Source organism: Streptomyces sp. NPDC015125 (assembly GCF_043080045.1).
In the GTDB taxonomy this organism is placed as follows: domain Bacteria; phylum Actinomycetota; class Actinomycetes; order Streptomycetales; family Streptomycetaceae; genus Streptomyces.
Genome location: NZ_JBIBVF010000017.1, coordinates 40,987 through 57,705 on the forward strand (window position 1 = coordinate 40,987; position 16,719 = coordinate 57,705).

The following is a 16,719-nucleotide window of genomic DNA, read 5'->3' on the forward strand; positions in this document are numbered from 1 at the left end:
TATTTGTACTCATCACGTAGAACCTTCGGCCATGTGGCTCTTCTTCTTCCTTCTCGCCTCGGCCGCGGCGGCGCTGTCCTGTGCGCTGCTGTGCCGTGCCGCGGTCGCCGCCGCGCGCACCACCCGGCCGTCGCCCAAGACCGCCCCGGGGCCCTCGACAGCGGGCGACCGCGCCGGGCTGACCCTCTATGAGGTGGCCTACCTCTCCGGCGGCCCGCACCGGCTCGCCGACCTCGTCCTGGTGCTGATGGCCCAGCAGCGGCGGCTGCTGCTCACCGACACCGGCTGGGCCACCGTCGTCGACCCGGTCGGCAAGGACGCCGTCGAGCGCGCCACCCTGACCGCCATCGGCCCCGAAGGGCAGCGCCGCATACCGCAGATACGGGACAGTCTCGCCGGGGATGCCGCGGTGCGGGAGGTGGCCGACCGGCTGGTGACCGAGGGGCTGGCGCTGTCCGCCGCGGTCCGCCCGGGCATCGCCACCGCCGTCCGCCTGGTGCAGGGCGCCGCTCTCCTGGTGCCGCTGTTCGCCGGCGCCGCCACCTGGATGGCGCCGGCCGATGCGGACAACGGGCTGCTCCTGGGCTGGTTCGCGCTCCCGCTGATCCTCACCCTCGGCACCTGGGCCGTGGCCCGCTTCGAGCTCCACCCGTACAGCGACTGGGCCACCGAGGCGGGGGAACAGAAACTGCCCCGTACTTCCGGCTCCCCCGCCCCCCTTCCCCCTCTCACCTCGTTCGCCCTCCGAGGCCCCACCGCCCTCACCGACCCCACCTTGCGCGCCGCGCTCCACTCTTCCGGGGCATAGCTTCCGACACCGGTGCCAGGTGCTTTACATCGACAATCGCCGCCCCAACTATCCCTTTTGTATGCACACACGAAGGGACGGCCAGTGAGAGCACTTGCGTTGTACGGCACCATCGGGTCGCTGTTGGTGACCGCCCTCGCCACTGCCCCGGCAGGCGGCGCCACGGGGGCCACCGCCACGCCACCCGCGCCCGTTGCCCACCGCATCGGCTTCGGCCGCTGCGCACCGGTGGAGCACCTGCCGTCATCCGTCGAGTGCGGCACCCTCACCGTTCCCCTCGACTACGCGCGCCCCGACGGCAAGAAGATCCACCTCACCGTCAGCCGGGTCCGGGCCACCGCACACCGCGAACGGCAGGGCTCCATGGTCTTCAACCCCGGCGGCCCGGGCGCGTCCAGCATGGAGTTCCCGCTCTACGGCGGGCTCCCCAAGTGGAACAAGCTGGCCCGCGTCTACGACTTCGTGGGCTATGCGCCGCGGGGTGTGGGCCGCTCGGCGCCGCTGTCGTGCCAGGACCCCAAGGAGTTCGCCAAGGCGCCCACCGACAGCCGCCCGCACCCCGACGCGGCCTTCAAGCGCCGGAAGCTGGCCCAGGCCAGGGAGTACGCCCGTGGCTGCGTCCGCCGGGCCGGCGCCGACCTGCCGTACTACAACTCCGTCAACAACGCCCGCGACCTGGACATGCTGCGGGCCGCGCTCGGCGAGAAGAAGCTGAACTTCATGGGCGCCTCGTACGGGACGTACTTCGCGGCCGTCTACGCGACGCTCTTCCCCGGCCACGTCCGGCGGATGCTCTTCGACAGTGTCGTCAATCCCGCGCCCCGGCAGATCTGGTACCGCAACAACCTCGACCAGGACATCGCCTTCCAGCGCCGCTGGAGCGACTGGCTGCGCTGGACCGCCAAGCACCATGGCCGCTACCACCTCGGCACGACCCAGAGGGCGGTGCAGCACGCCTACGACTCGGCCGCGCACAAGCTGCGCAAGCATCCGCTGGGCGGGAAGATCGGCGCCGGCCAGTTGCAGTCGGCGTTCCTCAAGACCGGCTACAACGACGCCTTCTGGCCGCGGAGCGCCGAGGCGCTCTCGGGGTATCTGCACGGCGACTCCAAGCCGCTGATCGCCCAGGCCATGCCGCGGTCCGGCGACGTCAAGGCCGAGGAGAACGGCAACGCCGTCTACACCGCCGTGGAGTGCAATGACGCGCGCTGGCCGCACGACTGGCAGACCTGGGACCGGGACAACACCGAGGTCGCCCGGACCGCGCCGTTCGAGACCTGGGACAACGCCTGGATGAACCTGCCCTGCGCCTTCTGGCCCGACCGGTGGCGGACGGCCACCGCCGAGCTCGACGCCGCCGCGGAGCAGGCCGGGCACCACGCCGGCGGGCGGGACCTGGCCGACGCCGCCCGCCATGCGACCTCGACCGCGCTCGACGATGTGCTCCACGGGCAGCGCGGTCCGCTCGACGTCCACACGGAGCCCGGCGCGCTGCCGCCGGTGCTGCTGCTGGCGGCCGAGCGGGACGCGGCGACGCCGTACAAGGGTGCGCTGGAGCTGCAGCGGCGGCTGCCCGGCTCCTCGCTGGTCACCGAGAACGGGGCGGGCACCCACGGCATCGCGTTCGGTGAGAACGCCTGTGTGAACAAGTACGTCGAGGCCTATCTGCTGCACGGGAAGATCCCGGCGCGCAAGGTGTACTGCGCGATGCGCTCCGAGCCGGTGCCGGGCCAGCAGGTGACCCGGGCGCAGCAGCACGCCGTGCCGGGCAAGTAGCGGACCGCATACGCCAACGGGCCGTCCCCGAGGGGGGCGGCCCGTGGTGCTGTGTGCGGCCGCGTCGGCCCGGGCCACCGGCCCGGACGCGCCGCGTGCCCGGTTACGCCAGACCCGCGACCAGCTCGGAGACCGGCTTACGGCGCCCGGTGTAGAAGGGGATCTCCTCGCGGACGTGCATCCGCGCCTCGGAGCCGCGCAGATGGCGCATCAGGTCGACGATGCGGTAGAGCTCATCGGCCTCGAACGCGAGCACCCACTCGTAGTCGCCGAGCGAGAACGACGGCACGGTGTTGGCGCGCACGTCCGGGAAGCCCCGGGCCATCTTGCCGTGGTCGGCCAGCATCCGGCGGCGGTCCTCGTCGGGCAGGAGGTACCACTCGTAGGAGCGGACGAAGGGGTAGACGCTCACATAGGCGCGCGGCTGCTCGTCGGCCAGGAAGGCCGGGATGTGCGACTTGTTGAACTCGGCGGGGCGGTGCAGCGCCATGTTCGACCACACCGGCTCCAGCACCCGGCCCAGCCGCGTACGGCGGAAGAGGTTGTACGCCTCCTGGAGGGCGTCCGAGCTCTCCGAGTGCCACCAGATCATGACGTCGGCATCGGCACGCAGGCCGGACACGTCATAGGTACCGCGTACCACCACGTCCTTGGCCGCGAGCTGCGCGAACAGCTCCTCGACCTCTTCGGCGTAGCCGCTGCGGTCCTCCGGGAGGACCTCGCGCAGTTTGAACACCGACCAGAGGGTGTAGCGGATGATCTCGTTGAGGTCCTTGGCCTTCTTGCCGGCGTGCGGAACCTTCTCGGGCGCCGCGGGTGCCTGCGGCGCGGAAGCGGGAGTGGAAGCGTCTGTCATGCCGTCCATTCTCACTCGGCCGGGACGGAGTCCGGGCGCAGGGTGGTGAGGATGTCGTCGGCTGCCGTGCGGCCCGAGGCGATACAGGCCGGGATGCCGACGCCCCCGTAGAGCGCGCCGCACACCCGCAGGCCCGGCAGCTGCGCCACGGCGTCCTGGATGCGGGCCACCCGCTCCAGGTGGCCGACCGGGTACTGGGGCAGTCCGCCGTCCCAGCGGGTGACCCGCGAGGCGACCGGCGCGGCGGTCAGCCCGACCGCCTCGCGCAGGTCCGCCCGCGAGAAGCCGACCAGTTCGGAGTCGTCACGCGCCAGATCCTCCTCGTCGCCGTAGCGGCCGATCGAGGTGCGCAGCACGAAGAGGTCCGGGTCGAAGCTGCCGGACCAGCCCCACTTGTTGCCGGAGAAGGTGGACGCCTTGATCTTGCGGCCGTCCACGGGCGGGACGAGGAAGCCGCTGCCGGTCAGCCGCCCTTCGACGTCGGCGCGGCGGAAGGCCATGGTCACCAGGGCCATGGAGGCGTACTCGACGGAGCCCAGCTCGGCGGCGGCGGGCCGGCAGACGGGGGCCAGGAGGCGGGCCGTGGCCTGCGCGGGGGTGGCGAGGACGACGGCGTCGGCGGTGAGCGCGGCGCCGTCGAGGTCGAGCTGCCAGCCGTCAACGGTCCGCCGCAGCGCGGTGACGGGCGTGCCCGTACGGATCTCACCGCCCTTGGCCCGTACGGCATCGGCCACCGCGCCCGGCAGCGTCCCGATGCCGCCCTCGATGCCCATGAAGACGGGGCCGGCCGCGGCGGCCCCGGTCTGGTGGACGGTGGCGGCGGACCGCGCCTGGATGCCCCGCACGCCGTCGAGCAGCGAACGGTGCGTCCGCGCGGCCTCGAACAGCGGGGGTACGGCGGCGCGCATCGAGATCCGGTACGCATCACCCGCGTACACCCCGCCGAGGAGGGGCTCCACGAGCCGGTCGACGACCTCGCGGCCCAGGCGCCGGGCGACATAGGTGCCGACGGCGACGTCCTCGCCGACCTCGGTGCGCGGGAGCCGGGCATCCTCGTCGATACGGGCGAGCCCCTCCGGGGAGAGCACACCGGAGGCGGCGAGCGGACCGGGGTCCCCGGGGACGCCCATGACATGGCCCGTGGGCATCGGGCGCAGCGCGCCGCGCGTCCACAGGGACGCACCGGCCGTGGCGGGCGGCTGCAGCCGGTCGCCGATTCCGACGGCGCGCGCGAGATCCACCGCCTCCGGCCGCCTGGCCAGCATCGATTCGGCGCCCAGATCGACCGGGACGCCCGCGACCTCTCCTGCCTGCAGCTTGCCGCCGAGCCGGGCCGTCGCTTCCAGGACGGTCACCCGGGCGCCGCCTTCGAGCAGACGGTGCGCCGCCGCCAGCCCGGAGATGCCTCCGCCGATGACGACCACATGACCGGTGCCGGCGGGCCCCCGGCCCGTACGGGTGTGCGCTGCGCTCATGCCCCCACTCTCTCAGAGCGCGCCGACGGGGCCGGGGCAGGATCACGCGCCCGACAGCGTCCAAGGCGGCCGGGCACGGTGTCCTGGAGCCCCCGTTGACAGCGGGCAGCGGCGGGCAAAGACTCGTGGTCGGCGGCCGGCGATCTTCGTACCGTCCGCCGACCGTCGAGCCGGGACAGCGAGGACAGCGCCTGATGACCGACCCACGCGTACGGGATGTGTACATCGTCGATGCCGTACGGACCCCTGTCGGCAAGTACGGCGGCGCGCTGGCCGAGGTCCGGCCGGACGATCTCGCCGCCCATGTGGTCAAGGCCCTGGTGGACCGCACACCGGACCTCGACCCGGCGCGGATCGACGACGTCTGTTTCGGCGATGCGAACGGCGCGGGCGAGGACAACCGCAATGTGGCGCGGATGGCGGTGCTGCTGGCCGGGCTGCCGGTGACCGTCCCCGGGGTGACCGTGAACCGGCTGTGCGGGTCCGGTCTGGAGGCGGTCATCCAGGCGGCGCGGGCCATTGCGCACGGCGATGCGCATATCGCGGTGGCGGGTGGTGTGGAGTCGATGAGCCGTGCGCCCTATGTGCTGCGCAAGCCCGAACGCGCCTTCCCGGCGGGCCATCAGGAGATGTTCTCCTCGACCCTGGGCTGGCGGATGGTCAATCCGCGGATGGCCCCGGAGTGGACGGTGGCGCTGGGCGAGGGCGCCGAGCTGATCGCCGACCGGCACGGCATCACCCGCGAGCAGCAGGACGTCTTTGCGCTGGCCAGCCACCAAAAGGCGGTGCGGGCCTGGCGGGAGGGCGCCTACGACGGGGAGGTCGTGCCGCTGCCGGAGGTGGACCTGCTGCGGGACGAGACGATCCGGGAGGCGTCCTCCCTGGAGTCGCTGTCCAAGCTGAAGCCGGTGTTCCGTACGGCCGGGGGCACGGTCACCGCCGGGAATTCCTCGCCGCTCAACGACGGTGCGGCGGCCCTGCTGCTGGTGGACGAGGAGGGCCTGCGGGCCACCGGACGCGAACCGCTGGCCCGTATCCGTGCGAGCGCGGTGACCGGCATCGAGCCGCAGCTGTTCGGCCTGGGGCCGGTGGAGGCGGTACGGCGGGCGCTGGAGCGGTCCGGGCGCGGCTTCGCCGAGGTGGCGACGTTCGAGCTCAACGAGGCGTTCGCGGCCCAGGCGTTGGGCTGCATCGGGCAGTGGCCGGAACTGGACCCCGCCGTGGTCAATCCGCGCGGCGGCGCCATTGCCATCGGCCACCCGCTGGGTGCCTCCGGTGCCCGTCTCGCGGGGTCGGTGGCCCACCAACTCGCCGCTCTGGGGTCGGGTACGGGGCTCGCCGCGCTGTGCATCGGCGTGGGGCAGGGGCTCGCGCTGGTCCTGGAGCGCTGAGGACCGCGGCGCGGGCCGGCCCTTACCTGGCCGGCGGAAGCGGGCAGCACCGCGCGCAAGCGGCGCAGCGGTGCCGGCACTCGACGAAGGGGCACACGGCATGGCAGCGGAGCACCTGGTCATCGTCGGGGGCGATGCGGCGGGGATGGCCGCCGCATCGCAGGCACGCCGGCTGCGGAAGCCGGCCGAGCTGGCGATCACCGCGTTCGAGCGCAGCCATTTCACCTCGTACTCCGCCTGCGGTATCCCGTACTGGGTGGGCGGCGAGGTCGACGGCCCGGATGCGCTGATCGCCCGGACGGCCGAGGAGCACCGCGCCCGGGACATCGATCTGCGGATGCGCTGCGAGGTCACCGAACTCGACCTGGACCGCGGCCGGGTGCGTACCCGGGAGCTGGACCACGGCGGCCGGGAATCATGGACCGGCTTCGACAAGCTGGTGCTGGCGACCGGCGCGCGCCCGCGCCGGCCCGCTCTGCCGGGCATCGACGCGCCCGGCGTGCACGGCGTGCAGACACTGGACGACGGCAGGGCCCTGCTGGACACCCTGGACGCCTCCCCGGGCCGGCGGGCGGTCGTCGTCGGCGCCGGTTACATCGGTGTGGAGATGGCCGAGGCACTGATCCACCGCGGCTACCAGGTCACCGTCCTGGAGCAGAGCGCACAGCCGATGTCCACCCTCGACCCGGACATGGGCGCACTCGTCCATGAGGCGATGTGTGCGAGGGGCATCGAGACGGTGCGCGGGGCGACCGTCACCGGTGTGCTGACCGACGAGGGCGGTCCCTCCGGGCCAGGCCGGGGAGGCCCGGGAGGCCGGGCCCGCGCGGTCACCACCGAGGACGCCGAGTACCCGGCGGATGTGGTCGTGCTGGGCCTGGGCGTACGCCCCGAGACCACGCTCGCCGCCGCGGCCGATCTGCCGCTGGGCGCGTCCGGCGGACTGCTCACCGACCTCGCCATGCGGGTGCGGGGCCACGACCACATCTGGGCGGGCGGCGACTGCGTCGAGGTCCGGGACCTGGTCTCCGGGCAGCTGCGCCATATCGCGCTGGGCACCCACGCCAACAAGCACGGGCAGGTCATCGGCACCAATGCGGGCGGCGGCTATGCGACCTTCCCCGGTGTCGTCGGCACGGCCGTCAGCAAGGTCTGCGATCTGGAGATCGCCCGGACGGGGCTGCTGGAGCGCGAGGCGCGCGCCGCCGGTCTGCGCTTCGTCACGGTGACCGTCGAGGCCACCAACCGCGCCGGCTACTACCCCGGCGCCCGCCCGATGCACGTCAAGATGCTCGCCGAGCGCCGTACGGGCCGGCTGCTGGGGGTGCAGATCGTCGGCCGCGAAGGCGCCGGCAAGCGGGTGGACATCGCGGCGGTCGCGCTGACGGCCGGCATGACGGTGGAGCAGGTGACCGCGCTCGACCTCGGCTATGCCCCGCCGTTCTCCCCGGTCTGGGACCCCGTCCTGGTAGCGGCCCGCAAGGCCGTCGGTGCCGTACGGGACGCCGGGGCCTGACACCGCGGGCACCGACCCGCCGGCCCCGGCTCCGTCGCCGTCCTTCCGCGGTCCGCTCAGCGCGCCGTCTGCGTGTGGACGTACTCGACGAGGCGGGTCAGCGCGTCCGGGTCGGTGGAGGGCAGGACACCGTGGCCGAGGTTGAAGATGTGGCCGTCCAGGTCGGCGGCCGCGTCGAGGACCTCGCGGGCCTTGGTCTCGACGGCCTCACGGGGCGCGAAGAGCACGGCCGGATCGATATTGCCCTGCAGCGCCTTGCCGGTACCGACGCGGCGGGCCGCCTCGTCCATCGGGACCCGCCAGTCGACGCCGACGACATCCGCGCCCGCCTCGCCCATCAGCCCGAGGAGTTCGCCGGTGCCGACGCCGAAGTGGATACGCGGCACGCCGAGGCCCTCGACCGCCCGGAAGACCTTGGCGGAGGCGGGCATCACCGAGCGGCGGTAGTCGGCCGGCGAGAGCGCCCCGACCCAGGAGTCGAAGAGCTGGACGGCGCTCGCCCCGGCCTCGATCTGGACCTTGAGGAAGGCGGCGGTGATGTCGGCGAGCCGGTCCAGCAGGTCGGCCCACAGCTGCGGGTCGCCGTACATGAGGGCCTTGGTGCGCTCGTGGTTACGGGACGGACCGCCCTCGACGAGGTAGCTGGCGAGCGTGAAGGGCGCACCGGCGAAGCCGATCAGGGGCGTTGCGCCCAGCTCGCGGACGAGCATGCCGATGGCCTCGGTGACGTACGAGACGTCGCCGGGCTCCAGGGCGCGCAGCTGCGCCAGGTCGGCGCGGGTGCGGATCGGGTTCTCGACGACCGGGCCCACGCCGGGCTTGATGTCGAGGTCGATGCCGAGGGCCTTGAGGGGGACGACGATGTCGCTGAAGTAGATGGCGGCGTCGACGTTGTGGCGGCGCACGGGCTGCAGCGTGATCTCGGTGACGAGATCGGGCCGCATGCAGGAGTCCAGCATCGCGATGCCCTCGCGGACCTTGCGGTACTCGGGCAGTGAGCGCCCGGCCTGGCGCATGAACCACACCGGGGTGTGCGGCACCGGCTCACGCCGGCACGCCTTGAGGAAAGCCGAGTCGTGTGTACCGGTCTGCTGCTGGCCCGTGGGGCAATCGTTGGCGCTCACGCCCCAAATCTTCGCACGACCGGCGGCACGCCGAAGGGGCCAGGTGGCCGATATCTCCGCATGCGCCCGGGGGCGCCTCCGAATGGGCGACGCGCGCACCGGGTGTCCTCCCCGTATGCGGGCCCGGTTCCGCCTAATCTTCCGGGCATGGCTGCGGCTCACGAACACCTCGCGGACGGCGCGGACGAGGCCCCGATCCCCTTCCGTCAGGCGGTCGAAGCGCTCCGCGCGGCACGACTGCGGCCGGAGATCGAGATCGATCCGACGCCCGCTCCCAAACGGCTCGCCCCGTATGCGTATGCACTGGAGGCGGCGGTCGTCGAACGCGGCTCGGGTCCGGACGGCGAGGACAAGGATCTGGCGGACGGCCGGCTGGTGGTACTGCACAACCCGGCCGGGGACGACACCTGGCAGGGCACCTTCCGGGTGGTGACGCTGGCGCGTGCGGAGCTGGAGCCGGAGATGGGCGCCGATCCGCTGCTGCCGGAGGTGTCCTGGTCCTGGCTCACCGGTGCGCTGGATGCGCGCGGGGTGCGCTACGGCGCACCGAGCGGCACGGTGACCCGAGCCGGCTCGCACTACTTCGGCGGGCTCGCGGCGCGCGAGCCCGCCACGCAGATCGAGATCCGGGCGTCGTGGACACCGGCCGAGGGCCCCGGCGGGGTGCCGGAGCTGGCGGTGCATCTGTCGGCGTGGTGCGATCTGCTCTGCCAGGTGGCGGGCCTGCCGCCGGCCACGCCCGATATGGCGCCGCGCGGCGGGATCGTCCCGCTGCCGCAGCGCCGCGGCGCAAAGCCCCGCTGAGCTGCCCTTTTCCACTGTTTCCCGGCCTCGGTGAGCACGTATGCGCAGAGCCGGTCCCGGGGTGCGCCCCGCGCGCTGCCGGCGCCGTGATCACCGTGCCGCCCCGGGGTGCGCCCGCGCGCGGCCGGCGCCGTGATCACCGTGCCGCCGCCTCCTGCGGGAATCCGGGTGGCATTGCGTACGGCTTTGATCATCTCGATGCACACCCGGTGCCCACCTCTGATCGATCACCCATCCGATTTGCCCGAATTGCCCCTAACTAAATCGTGATCAAAGTCTAAAGTCCCGCCGGATTGCTGCCGAAGAGGTCAGTGACCCTTCAAACACGGATTATTCCGGCTTCCCCCAGCCGGCTTCCGTCCCCCGCCACTCCCCCCAGGAGGCCCGGTGTCTGTTCTCCTCGAGCAACCTTCGAGCCTGGTCGCCTACCGCCCGAACAAGCCGACGGCCATGGTCGTCGTGGCCGACCCTCGCGTCCGCTCCACCGTCACCCGCCATCTGTGGGCCCTCGGAGTACGTGACGTGATCGAGGCGTCGTCCATCGCGGAGGCCCGTCCCCGCGTCGGCAACCCGCGCGACATCTGCGTTGCCGACGTCCACCTTCCCGACGGCTCCGGCCTCACCCTGCTGTCCGAGACCCGGGCGGCGGGCTGGCCCAACGGCCTCGCGCTGTCCGCGGCCGACGACATCGGCGCCGTGCGCAACGCCCTGGCCGGCGGCGTCAAGGGCTATGTCGTCACCGGCACCCGCACCAACCTGGGCCTTCCCGGCCGTCCGGGCACCTCGCCCATCGGCGCCACCGCGGCCCGAATGCAGCGCCGCCCTCCGGGCGCCCCCGGCCACCCCGGCGGCTACCGCGAACTGTCGGGCCGCGAGGTCGAGGTGTTGCGGCTGGTGGCGGAGGGCCAGTCCAACAAGGCCATCGGCGTCTCGATGGGGCTGTCGGCGCTGACCGTGAAGAGCCACCTGGCCCGTATCGCCCGCAAGCTCGGTACCGGTGACCGGGCCGGAATGGTGGCGGTCGCACTGCGCACCGGCATCATTCACTGACCGTTCATCCGACCTGCTCGCCCGTCGAGGGAACGTTCCCTCGACGGGCGACGTGCATACACAGATACCCTTGACTGGTGACCGACGCCCAAAAGACCGCAGCAGACATGACACTGCGAGCACCCGGAGACTCGCCTCCGGATTCCCGACCGGCGCCGGTCCCTCTCCTGGAGCCCCGAGAGGGCATCCCCCCGGTGACCGCCACCGACGAGGCGCTCTCCGAGATCGTGGCAGCCTTCGCGGCCGGCACGGGCCCGGTGGCCGTCGACGCCGAGCGAGCCTCGGGCTACCGCTACGGCCAGCGCGCCTACCTCGTACAGCTGCGCCGCGAAGGCGCCGGCAGTGCGCTGATCGATCCGGTCGGCTGCCCCGACCTGTCGGCGCTGGGGGAGGCGATCGGCGACGCCGAGTGGGTGCTGCACGCAGCCACCCAGGACCTGCCGTGCCTGCGGGACATAGGGATGATCCCCACCCGGCTGTTCGACACCGAGCTGGCCGGACGGCTGGCCGGCTTCGCCCGGGTCGGCCTGGGGGCCATGGTCGAGAACGTTCTCGGCTTCGCTCTGGAGAAGGGGCATTCCGCCGTCGACTGGTCCACCCGCCCGCTGCCCGAGCCGTGGCTGCGCTATGCCGCGCTCGATGTCGAGCTGCTGGTGGATCTGCGCGACGCGCTGGAGGAAGAGCTGGAGCAGCAGGGGAAACTGGAGTGGGCCCGGCAGGAATTCGCGGCGATCGCCGCCGCTCCCCCGCCGCCGCCCCGCAAGGACCCCTGGCGCCGCACCTCCGGCATGCACAAGGTCCGGCGACGCCGTCAGATGGCGGTCGTACGGGAGCTGTGGACGGCCCGTGACCAGGTGGCCCAGCGCCGCGACGTCTCCCCCGGCAAGGTGCTCGGGGACGCCGCGATCGTGGAGGCGGCACTGAATCTGCCGCCGAACAGCCAGGCCCTGGCCGCGCTGCCCGGCTTCGGCCACCGTATGGGCCGCCGACAGCTGGAGCAGTGGCAGGCCGCCGTCGACCGCGCCCGCACCCTGGCCGAGAACGAGCTGCCGCAGCCCGGCCAGCCGCTCAACGGGCCGCCGCCGCCCCGCTCCTGGGCCGACAAGGACCCGGCCGCCGCGGCCCGGCTGTCGGCCGCCCGCGCGGCGGTCACCGCGCTCGCCGAGAACCTGAATCTCCCGCAGGAGAACCTGATCACGCCGGACACGGTGCGCCGGCTGTGCTGGGAGCCGCCGGGCGAGCCGAGCCAGGAGTCGGTCGCCGAGGTGCTGAAGGGCCATGGCGCCCGCCCCTGGCAGATCGAGCAGGTCGCACCGATCCTCACCGAGGCGCTGGCGACGGACGCCGACTGACCGCAGGCGGCACGGGCCTGGTGTGCGCCGCGCCGCCTGCCGTCATCCGTTCCGTGCGCCTCGTGCGCCGGAAGGGAGTGTGCCGGCATCCCCGAGGGGTGTCGGCACACTCCCGGGTCCCGCTAGTCGTTATTGGTGTGCGTCCACAGGACCTTGCGGTTGGTCGCGTCGATCCCGTAGGTCGTCTGGTTCCAGTCGGCGGGGGTCACGACGCCCACGGTCCAGGCCACCGCGTCGCTCCCGTTCTCGGCGTTGCCGAGTTCGATGGTGGTGACGGCTCCCTTCGTCTTTTCGGTGGCCGTCTGCGCAGCCTGCTGGGCCGTGACCTTGGCCTTGGACAGCTGGCCGGCGAGATGCTGTTTGTCGCCGGAGTCGTCCGACTCGGTGCGCGACTGCGTCAGCTTTCCGGAGACCGCATCGACGCGGCCGTCGTGCACCGTTCCGTCGGCGGTCGCGACCGCGGTGTTCCAGTAGGGGCTGGTGGGTGAGCCCTTGAGCTCCGCGGCGATCGGCTTCGAGGAGGGGACGGCCGCGACCGCCGCCTTCAGGGCCTGCTCGTACCCCACCTTGGCCTTGGGAATCAGGGCCTTTCGCTGGGCCTGGTCCGAGTTGAGCGAGCTGCTCGGGGAGGCGGGGGCGGAGGCGGGCACCGCCCGCGGGGGGCCGGCGTCCTTCTGGGGGGCCTTGTCGCTGTTCCCGCAGCCCGACAGCAGCGCGCCCGCGGCGGCGACGGCGCAGACCAGACCGATCGCGCGCGGCCCCGCCGGGCGCCCGCACCGGGTCACGACACCACTCATATTCGTCTCCATATGGGCACTTTAGGTGTGTGATGGGATGAATTGCGCCAAGACCCGACCGCATTCGGCCGTTTTCGATCATCCTGTTCCGCCACTTGCCATGCCGTCACCCGGCGAGCGCCCCCTCCGCCCGGTGTGACGTTCACCGCTCCGGGCGGTGGGGGTGTGCAGTCTGGTTACCCGTAAGTAGCATGTCGGTGTGAAGCGTCCCCCGGGGCGCCCCGCAGCAGTGCCATCCCGCACCTGGAGGAGAGCCAACGTGCCTCGTACCGCTAGGGACGTCGTCTTCGTCGACGGCGTCCGCACCCCGTTCGGCAAGGCGGGCCCGAAGGGCATCTACCACGAGACCCGCGCCGACGATCTCGTCGTGAAGGCCATCCGGGAGCTGCTGCGCCGCAACCCGGACCTGGACCCCGCGAAGATCGACGAGGTCGCCATCGCCGCCACCACCCAGATCGGTGACCAGGGGCTGACCCTCGGCCGGACCGCCGGCATCCTCGCCGGGCTCCCGCAGTCCGTGCCCGGTTACTCCATCGACCGCATGTGTGCCGGTGCGCTGACCGCCGTGACCGCCACCGCGGGTTCCATCGCCTTCGGTGCCTACGACGCCGTCATCGCCGGCGGTGTCGAGCACATGGGGCGCCACCCCATGGGCGAGGCCGTCGACCCCAACCCGCGGTTCGTGAGCGAGAAGCTCGTCGACCAGTCCGCGCTGTTCATGGGCATGACCGCGGAGAACCTCCACGACCGCTACCCGCACATCACCAAGCAGCGCGCCGACGAATACGCCGTGCGCTCGCAGGAGAAGGCGGCGAAGGCGTACGCGAACGGCAAGATCCAGCAGGACCTGGTGCCGGTCTCGGTGCGCAACACCAACGCGGAGATCGGCGAGACCGGCTGGGGCCTGGTGACCGCCGACGAGCCGATGCGCCCGGGGACGACCCTGGAGAACCTCGCCGGCCTGAAGACGCCGTTCCGTACGCACGGCCGCGTCACCGCCGGTAACGCCGCGGGGCTCAACGACGGCGCCACCGCCTCGATCCTCGCCTCCGAGGACTTCGCGCGGGAGCACGACCTCCCGGTCAAGATGCGCCTGGTCTCCTACGCCTTCGCGGGCGTCGAGCCCGAGGTCATGGGCTACGGCCCGATCCCGGCCACCGAGAAGGCGCTTGCCAAGGCGGGCCTGGGCATCGGTGACATCGGCCTGTTCGAGGTCAACGAGGCGTTCGCCGTGCAGGTGCTCGCCTTCCTCGACCACTACGGCATCGCCGACGACGACGCGCGCGTCAACCAGTACGGCGGCGCCATCGCCTTCGGCCACCCGCTGGCCTCCTCCGGCGTCCGGCTGATGACCCAGCTGGCCCGGCAGTTCGAGGAGCAGCCGGAGGTCCGCTACGGCCTGACCACCATGTGCGTCGGCTTCGGCATGGGCGCCACGGTCATCTGGGAGAACCCGAACCACAAGGACGCCGGAGGCAGCAAGTGAGCATCACCACCACCGAGCTTCTGAAGGGTGCGGCCGAGCTGTTCCCGGACGAGGTCGTCACGTCGGCGCACGTCCGCCACCTCGACCTGCCGTACGGCGCGGGCAAGTTCGCGCTGATCACGCTGGACAACGGCTTCGACCACACCAAGCCGACCACCTTCGGTCCCGGCTCGCTGGCGAACCTCAACGCCGCGATCGACCAGGTCGAGAAGGAGGCCGCGGACGGCGACATCGTCGGCGTCGGCGTCACCGGCAAGCCGTTCATCTTCGCCGTCGGCGCCGACCTCAAGGGCGTCGAGCTGCTGGGGCGGCACGAGGACGCGCTGGCCATCGGCAAGGGCGGCCACGAGGTCTTCAAGCGGCTCTCGAAGCTCGCCGTACCGACCTTCGCGTACTACAACGGTGCCGCGATGGGCGGTGGCGTCGAGGTCGGTCTGCACTGCTCCTACCGCACCGTCTCCAAGGCCCTGCCCGCCTTCTCGCTGCCCGAGGTCTTCCTCGGTCTCGTCCCGGGCTGGGGCGGCTGTGCGCTGCTGCCGAACCTCATCGGCGCCGACAAGGCCGTCTCGGTCATCATCGAGAACTCGCTCAACCAGAACAAGCAGCTCAAGGGCCAGCAGGTCTTCGACCTCGGCATCGCGGACGCGATCTTCGAGGGCGCGGACTTCCTGGAGCAGTCGCTGATCTGGACCGCGAACGTCCTCAAGGGCGACGTGGCCGTCGAGCGTGCCGAGGTCGACCGCGGTGAGGCCTGGGACCAGGCCGTCGCCAAGGGCAAGTTCATCGCCGACGGCAAGGTGCACGGCGCCGCCCCGGCCGCCTACCGCGCGCTGGACATCATCGCCGCCGCCAAGAGCGGTGACCTGCAGGCCGGTTTCGACGCCGAGGACCAGGCCCTGGCGGACCTGATCATGGGTGGCGAACTCCGCGCCGGCATCTACTCGTTCAACCTGGTGCAAAAGCGTGCCAAGCGGCCCGCCGGTGCACCGGACAAGAACCTGGCGCGTCCGGTCGGCAAGGTCGGTGTCGTCGGCGCCGGTCTGATGGCCTCGCAGCTGGCCCTGCTGTTCCTGCGCCGTCTGGAGGTGCCGGTCGTGCTGACCGACATCGACCAGGAGCGCGTCGACAAGGGTGTGGGCTACGTCCACGCCGAGATCGACAAGCTGCTCGGCAAGGGCCGGATCAACCAGGACAAGGCCAACCGCCTCAAGGCCCTGGTCTCCGGTGTCCTCGACAAGGCCGAGGGCTTCTCCGACGCCGACTTCATCATCGAGGCCGTCTTCGAGGAGATCGGCGTCAAGCAGCAGGTGTTCGCGGAGGTGGAGGCCGTCGCCCCGGCGCACGCCATCCTCGCCACCAACACCTCCTCGCTGTCCGTCTCCGAGATGGCGTCGAAGCTGAAGCACCCCGAGCGGGTCGTCGGCTTCCACTTCTTCAACCCGGTCGCGATCCTGCCGCTGCTGGAGATCGTCCGCGGCGAGAAGACCGATGACGCCTCGCTGGCCACGGCCTTCGGTGTCGCCAAGAAGCTGAAGAAGACCGCGGTGCTGGTGAAGGACGCCCCGGCGTTCGTCGTCAACCGCATCCTGACCCGCTTCATGGGTGAGATCCAGAACGTCATCGACGAGGGCACCCCGGTCGAGACGGCGGAGAAGGCGATCGAGCCGCTCGGTCTGCCGATGTCGCCGCTGGTGCTGCTGGAGCTGGTCGGCCCGGCGATCGGTCTGCACGTCTCCGAGACGCTCAACCGCTCCTTCCCGGAGCGCTTCACGGTCTCCCCCAACCTGAAGGCCGTCGTCGCGGCCGGCAAGCGCGGCTTCTACGTCTACGACTCCGGCAAGCCGGAGCTGGACCCCGAGGTCGCCGCGCTCCTCAAGCAGGGCGACTCGGTGCTGACGGAGGACCAGGTCCGCGACCGGGTCCTGGACGCGGTGGCACAGGAGATCGGCCTGATGCTGGACGAGGGCGTCGTCGCCGAGGCGCAGGACATCGACCTGTGCCTGATCACCGGTGCCGGCTGGCCCTTCCACCTGGGCGGCATCACGCCGTACCTGGACCGCGCGGGCGTCTCCGAGCGGGTGCGGGGCAAGAAGTTCCTGGCCCCCGGCATCGCGAGCGTTCCCGCGTAGGGACGCACTGATCACCAAGGCGCGGGCCGGCTCGGTGGAGCCGGCCCGCGCTTTCGTGTGCGGGGAGAGTCCGGCGCCGTCCGCCCGGACGGTCCGGACGGCCCGGACGGTCCGGACGGTCCGGACGGTCCGGGCAGTCCTTGCGGTCCGGGCGG

13 protein-coding genes are annotated in these 16,719 nt (G+C 72.0%); 9 read left to right on the forward strand and 4 right to left on the reverse strand.

Translation table 11 applies throughout. The features are described 5' to 3' along the window. Positions 1-31: 31 nt before the first annotated feature. Both ACF088_RS28455 and ACF088_RS28460 read left to right on the forward strand, forming a co-directional pair. Positions 32-808: a TIGR04222 domain-containing membrane protein gene (locus ACF088_RS28455; protein WP_392378708.1), complete on the forward strand. Its 777-nt coding sequence runs from the start codon at positions 32-34 to the stop codon at positions 806-808. Between the two features lie 84 nt (positions 809-892). After that, the gene (locus ACF088_RS28460) at positions 893-2,584 is read left to right on the forward strand and encodes an alpha/beta hydrolase (RefSeq protein WP_392378709.1); all 1,692 of its coding nucleotides are present in this window, start codon (positions 893-895) and stop codon (positions 2,582-2,584) included. 103 nt (positions 2,585-2,687) lie between these two features. Here ACF088_RS28460 and hemQ read toward each other — a convergent pair whose 3' ends face one another. Both hemQ and hemG read right to left on the reverse strand, forming a co-directional pair. Beyond that, on the reverse strand, positions 2,688-3,440 hold the full coding sequence (gene hemQ / locus ACF088_RS28465) for a hydrogen peroxide-dependent heme synthase (RefSeq protein ID WP_392378710.1): 753 nt from the start codon (positions 3,438-3,440) through the stop codon (positions 2,688-2,690). 11 nt (positions 3,441-3,451) lie between these two features. Then, positions 3,452-4,915: a protoporphyrinogen oxidase gene (gene hemG / locus ACF088_RS28470; protein WP_392378711.1), complete on the reverse strand. Its 1,464-nt coding sequence runs from the start codon at positions 4,913-4,915 to the stop codon at positions 3,452-3,454. A gap of 194 nt (positions 4,916-5,109) precedes the next feature. Between hemG and ACF088_RS28475 the strand changes: the two genes are divergently transcribed. Both ACF088_RS28475 and ACF088_RS28480 read left to right on the forward strand, forming a co-directional pair. Then, complete coding sequence (locus tag ACF088_RS28475) at positions 5,110-6,306, forward strand: thiolase family protein (RefSeq protein WP_392378712.1); 1,197 nt, start codon at positions 5,110-5,112, stop codon at positions 6,304-6,306. A gap of 100 nt (positions 6,307-6,406) precedes the next feature. Then, complete coding sequence (locus ACF088_RS28480; RefSeq protein WP_392378713.1) at positions 6,407-7,822, forward strand: FAD-dependent oxidoreductase; 1,416 nt, start codon at positions 6,407-6,409, stop codon at positions 7,820-7,822. A 56-nt stretch (positions 7,823-7,878) separates the two neighbouring features. Here the strand turns inward: ACF088_RS28480 and hemE are convergent, their stop codons facing one another. Continuing rightward, positions 7,879-8,946 (reverse strand): uroporphyrinogen decarboxylase, encoded by a 1,068-nt coding sequence (hemE, locus tag ACF088_RS28485; RefSeq protein ID WP_392378714.1) that lies wholly within the window; start codon positions 8,944-8,946, stop codon positions 7,879-7,881. 147 nt (positions 8,947-9,093) lie between these two features. Here hemE and ACF088_RS28490 point away from each other — a divergent pair, with 147 nt between their 5' ends. The 3 genes from ACF088_RS28490 (at position 9,094) to ACF088_RS28500 (ending at position 12,152) form a co-directional block, all read left to right on the forward strand. Then, on the forward strand, positions 9,094-9,750 hold the full coding sequence (locus ACF088_RS28490) for a DUF3000 domain-containing protein (protein ID WP_392378715.1): 657 nt from the start codon (positions 9,094-9,096) through the stop codon (positions 9,748-9,750). A 387-nt stretch (positions 9,751-10,137) separates the two neighbouring features. Then, positions 10,138-10,800: a response regulator transcription factor gene (locus tag ACF088_RS28495; RefSeq protein WP_088800537.1), complete on the forward strand. Its 663-nt coding sequence runs from the start codon at positions 10,138-10,140 to the stop codon at positions 10,798-10,800. A gap of 77 nt (positions 10,801-10,877) precedes the next feature. Beyond that, positions 10,878-12,152, forward strand: a complete 1,275-nt coding sequence (locus tag ACF088_RS28500; RefSeq protein ID WP_392378716.1) for an HRDC domain-containing protein — start codon at positions 10,878-10,880, stop codon at positions 12,150-12,152. 122 nt (positions 12,153-12,274) lie between these two features. Here the strand turns inward: ACF088_RS28500 and ACF088_RS28505 are convergent, their stop codons facing one another. Next, positions 12,275-12,961: a PepSY domain-containing protein gene (locus tag ACF088_RS28505; protein WP_392378717.1), complete on the reverse strand. Its 687-nt coding sequence runs from the start codon at positions 12,959-12,961 to the stop codon at positions 12,275-12,277. Positions 12,962-13,208: 247 nt separating this feature from the next. On the opposite strand from ACF088_RS28505, the gene ACF088_RS28510 reads away from it, so the two are divergent. After that, positions 13,209-14,435 (forward strand): thiolase family protein, encoded by a 1,227-nt coding sequence (locus ACF088_RS28510; RefSeq protein WP_392378718.1) that lies wholly within the window; start codon positions 13,209-13,211, stop codon positions 14,433-14,435. 2 nt (positions 14,436-14,437) lie between these two features. Beyond that, positions 14,438-16,564: a 3-hydroxyacyl-CoA dehydrogenase NAD-binding domain-containing protein gene (locus tag ACF088_RS28515; RefSeq protein ID WP_392378820.1), complete on the forward strand. Its 2,127-nt coding sequence runs from the start codon at positions 14,438-14,440 to the stop codon at positions 16,562-16,564. Positions 16,565-16,719: the final 155 nt, after the last annotated feature.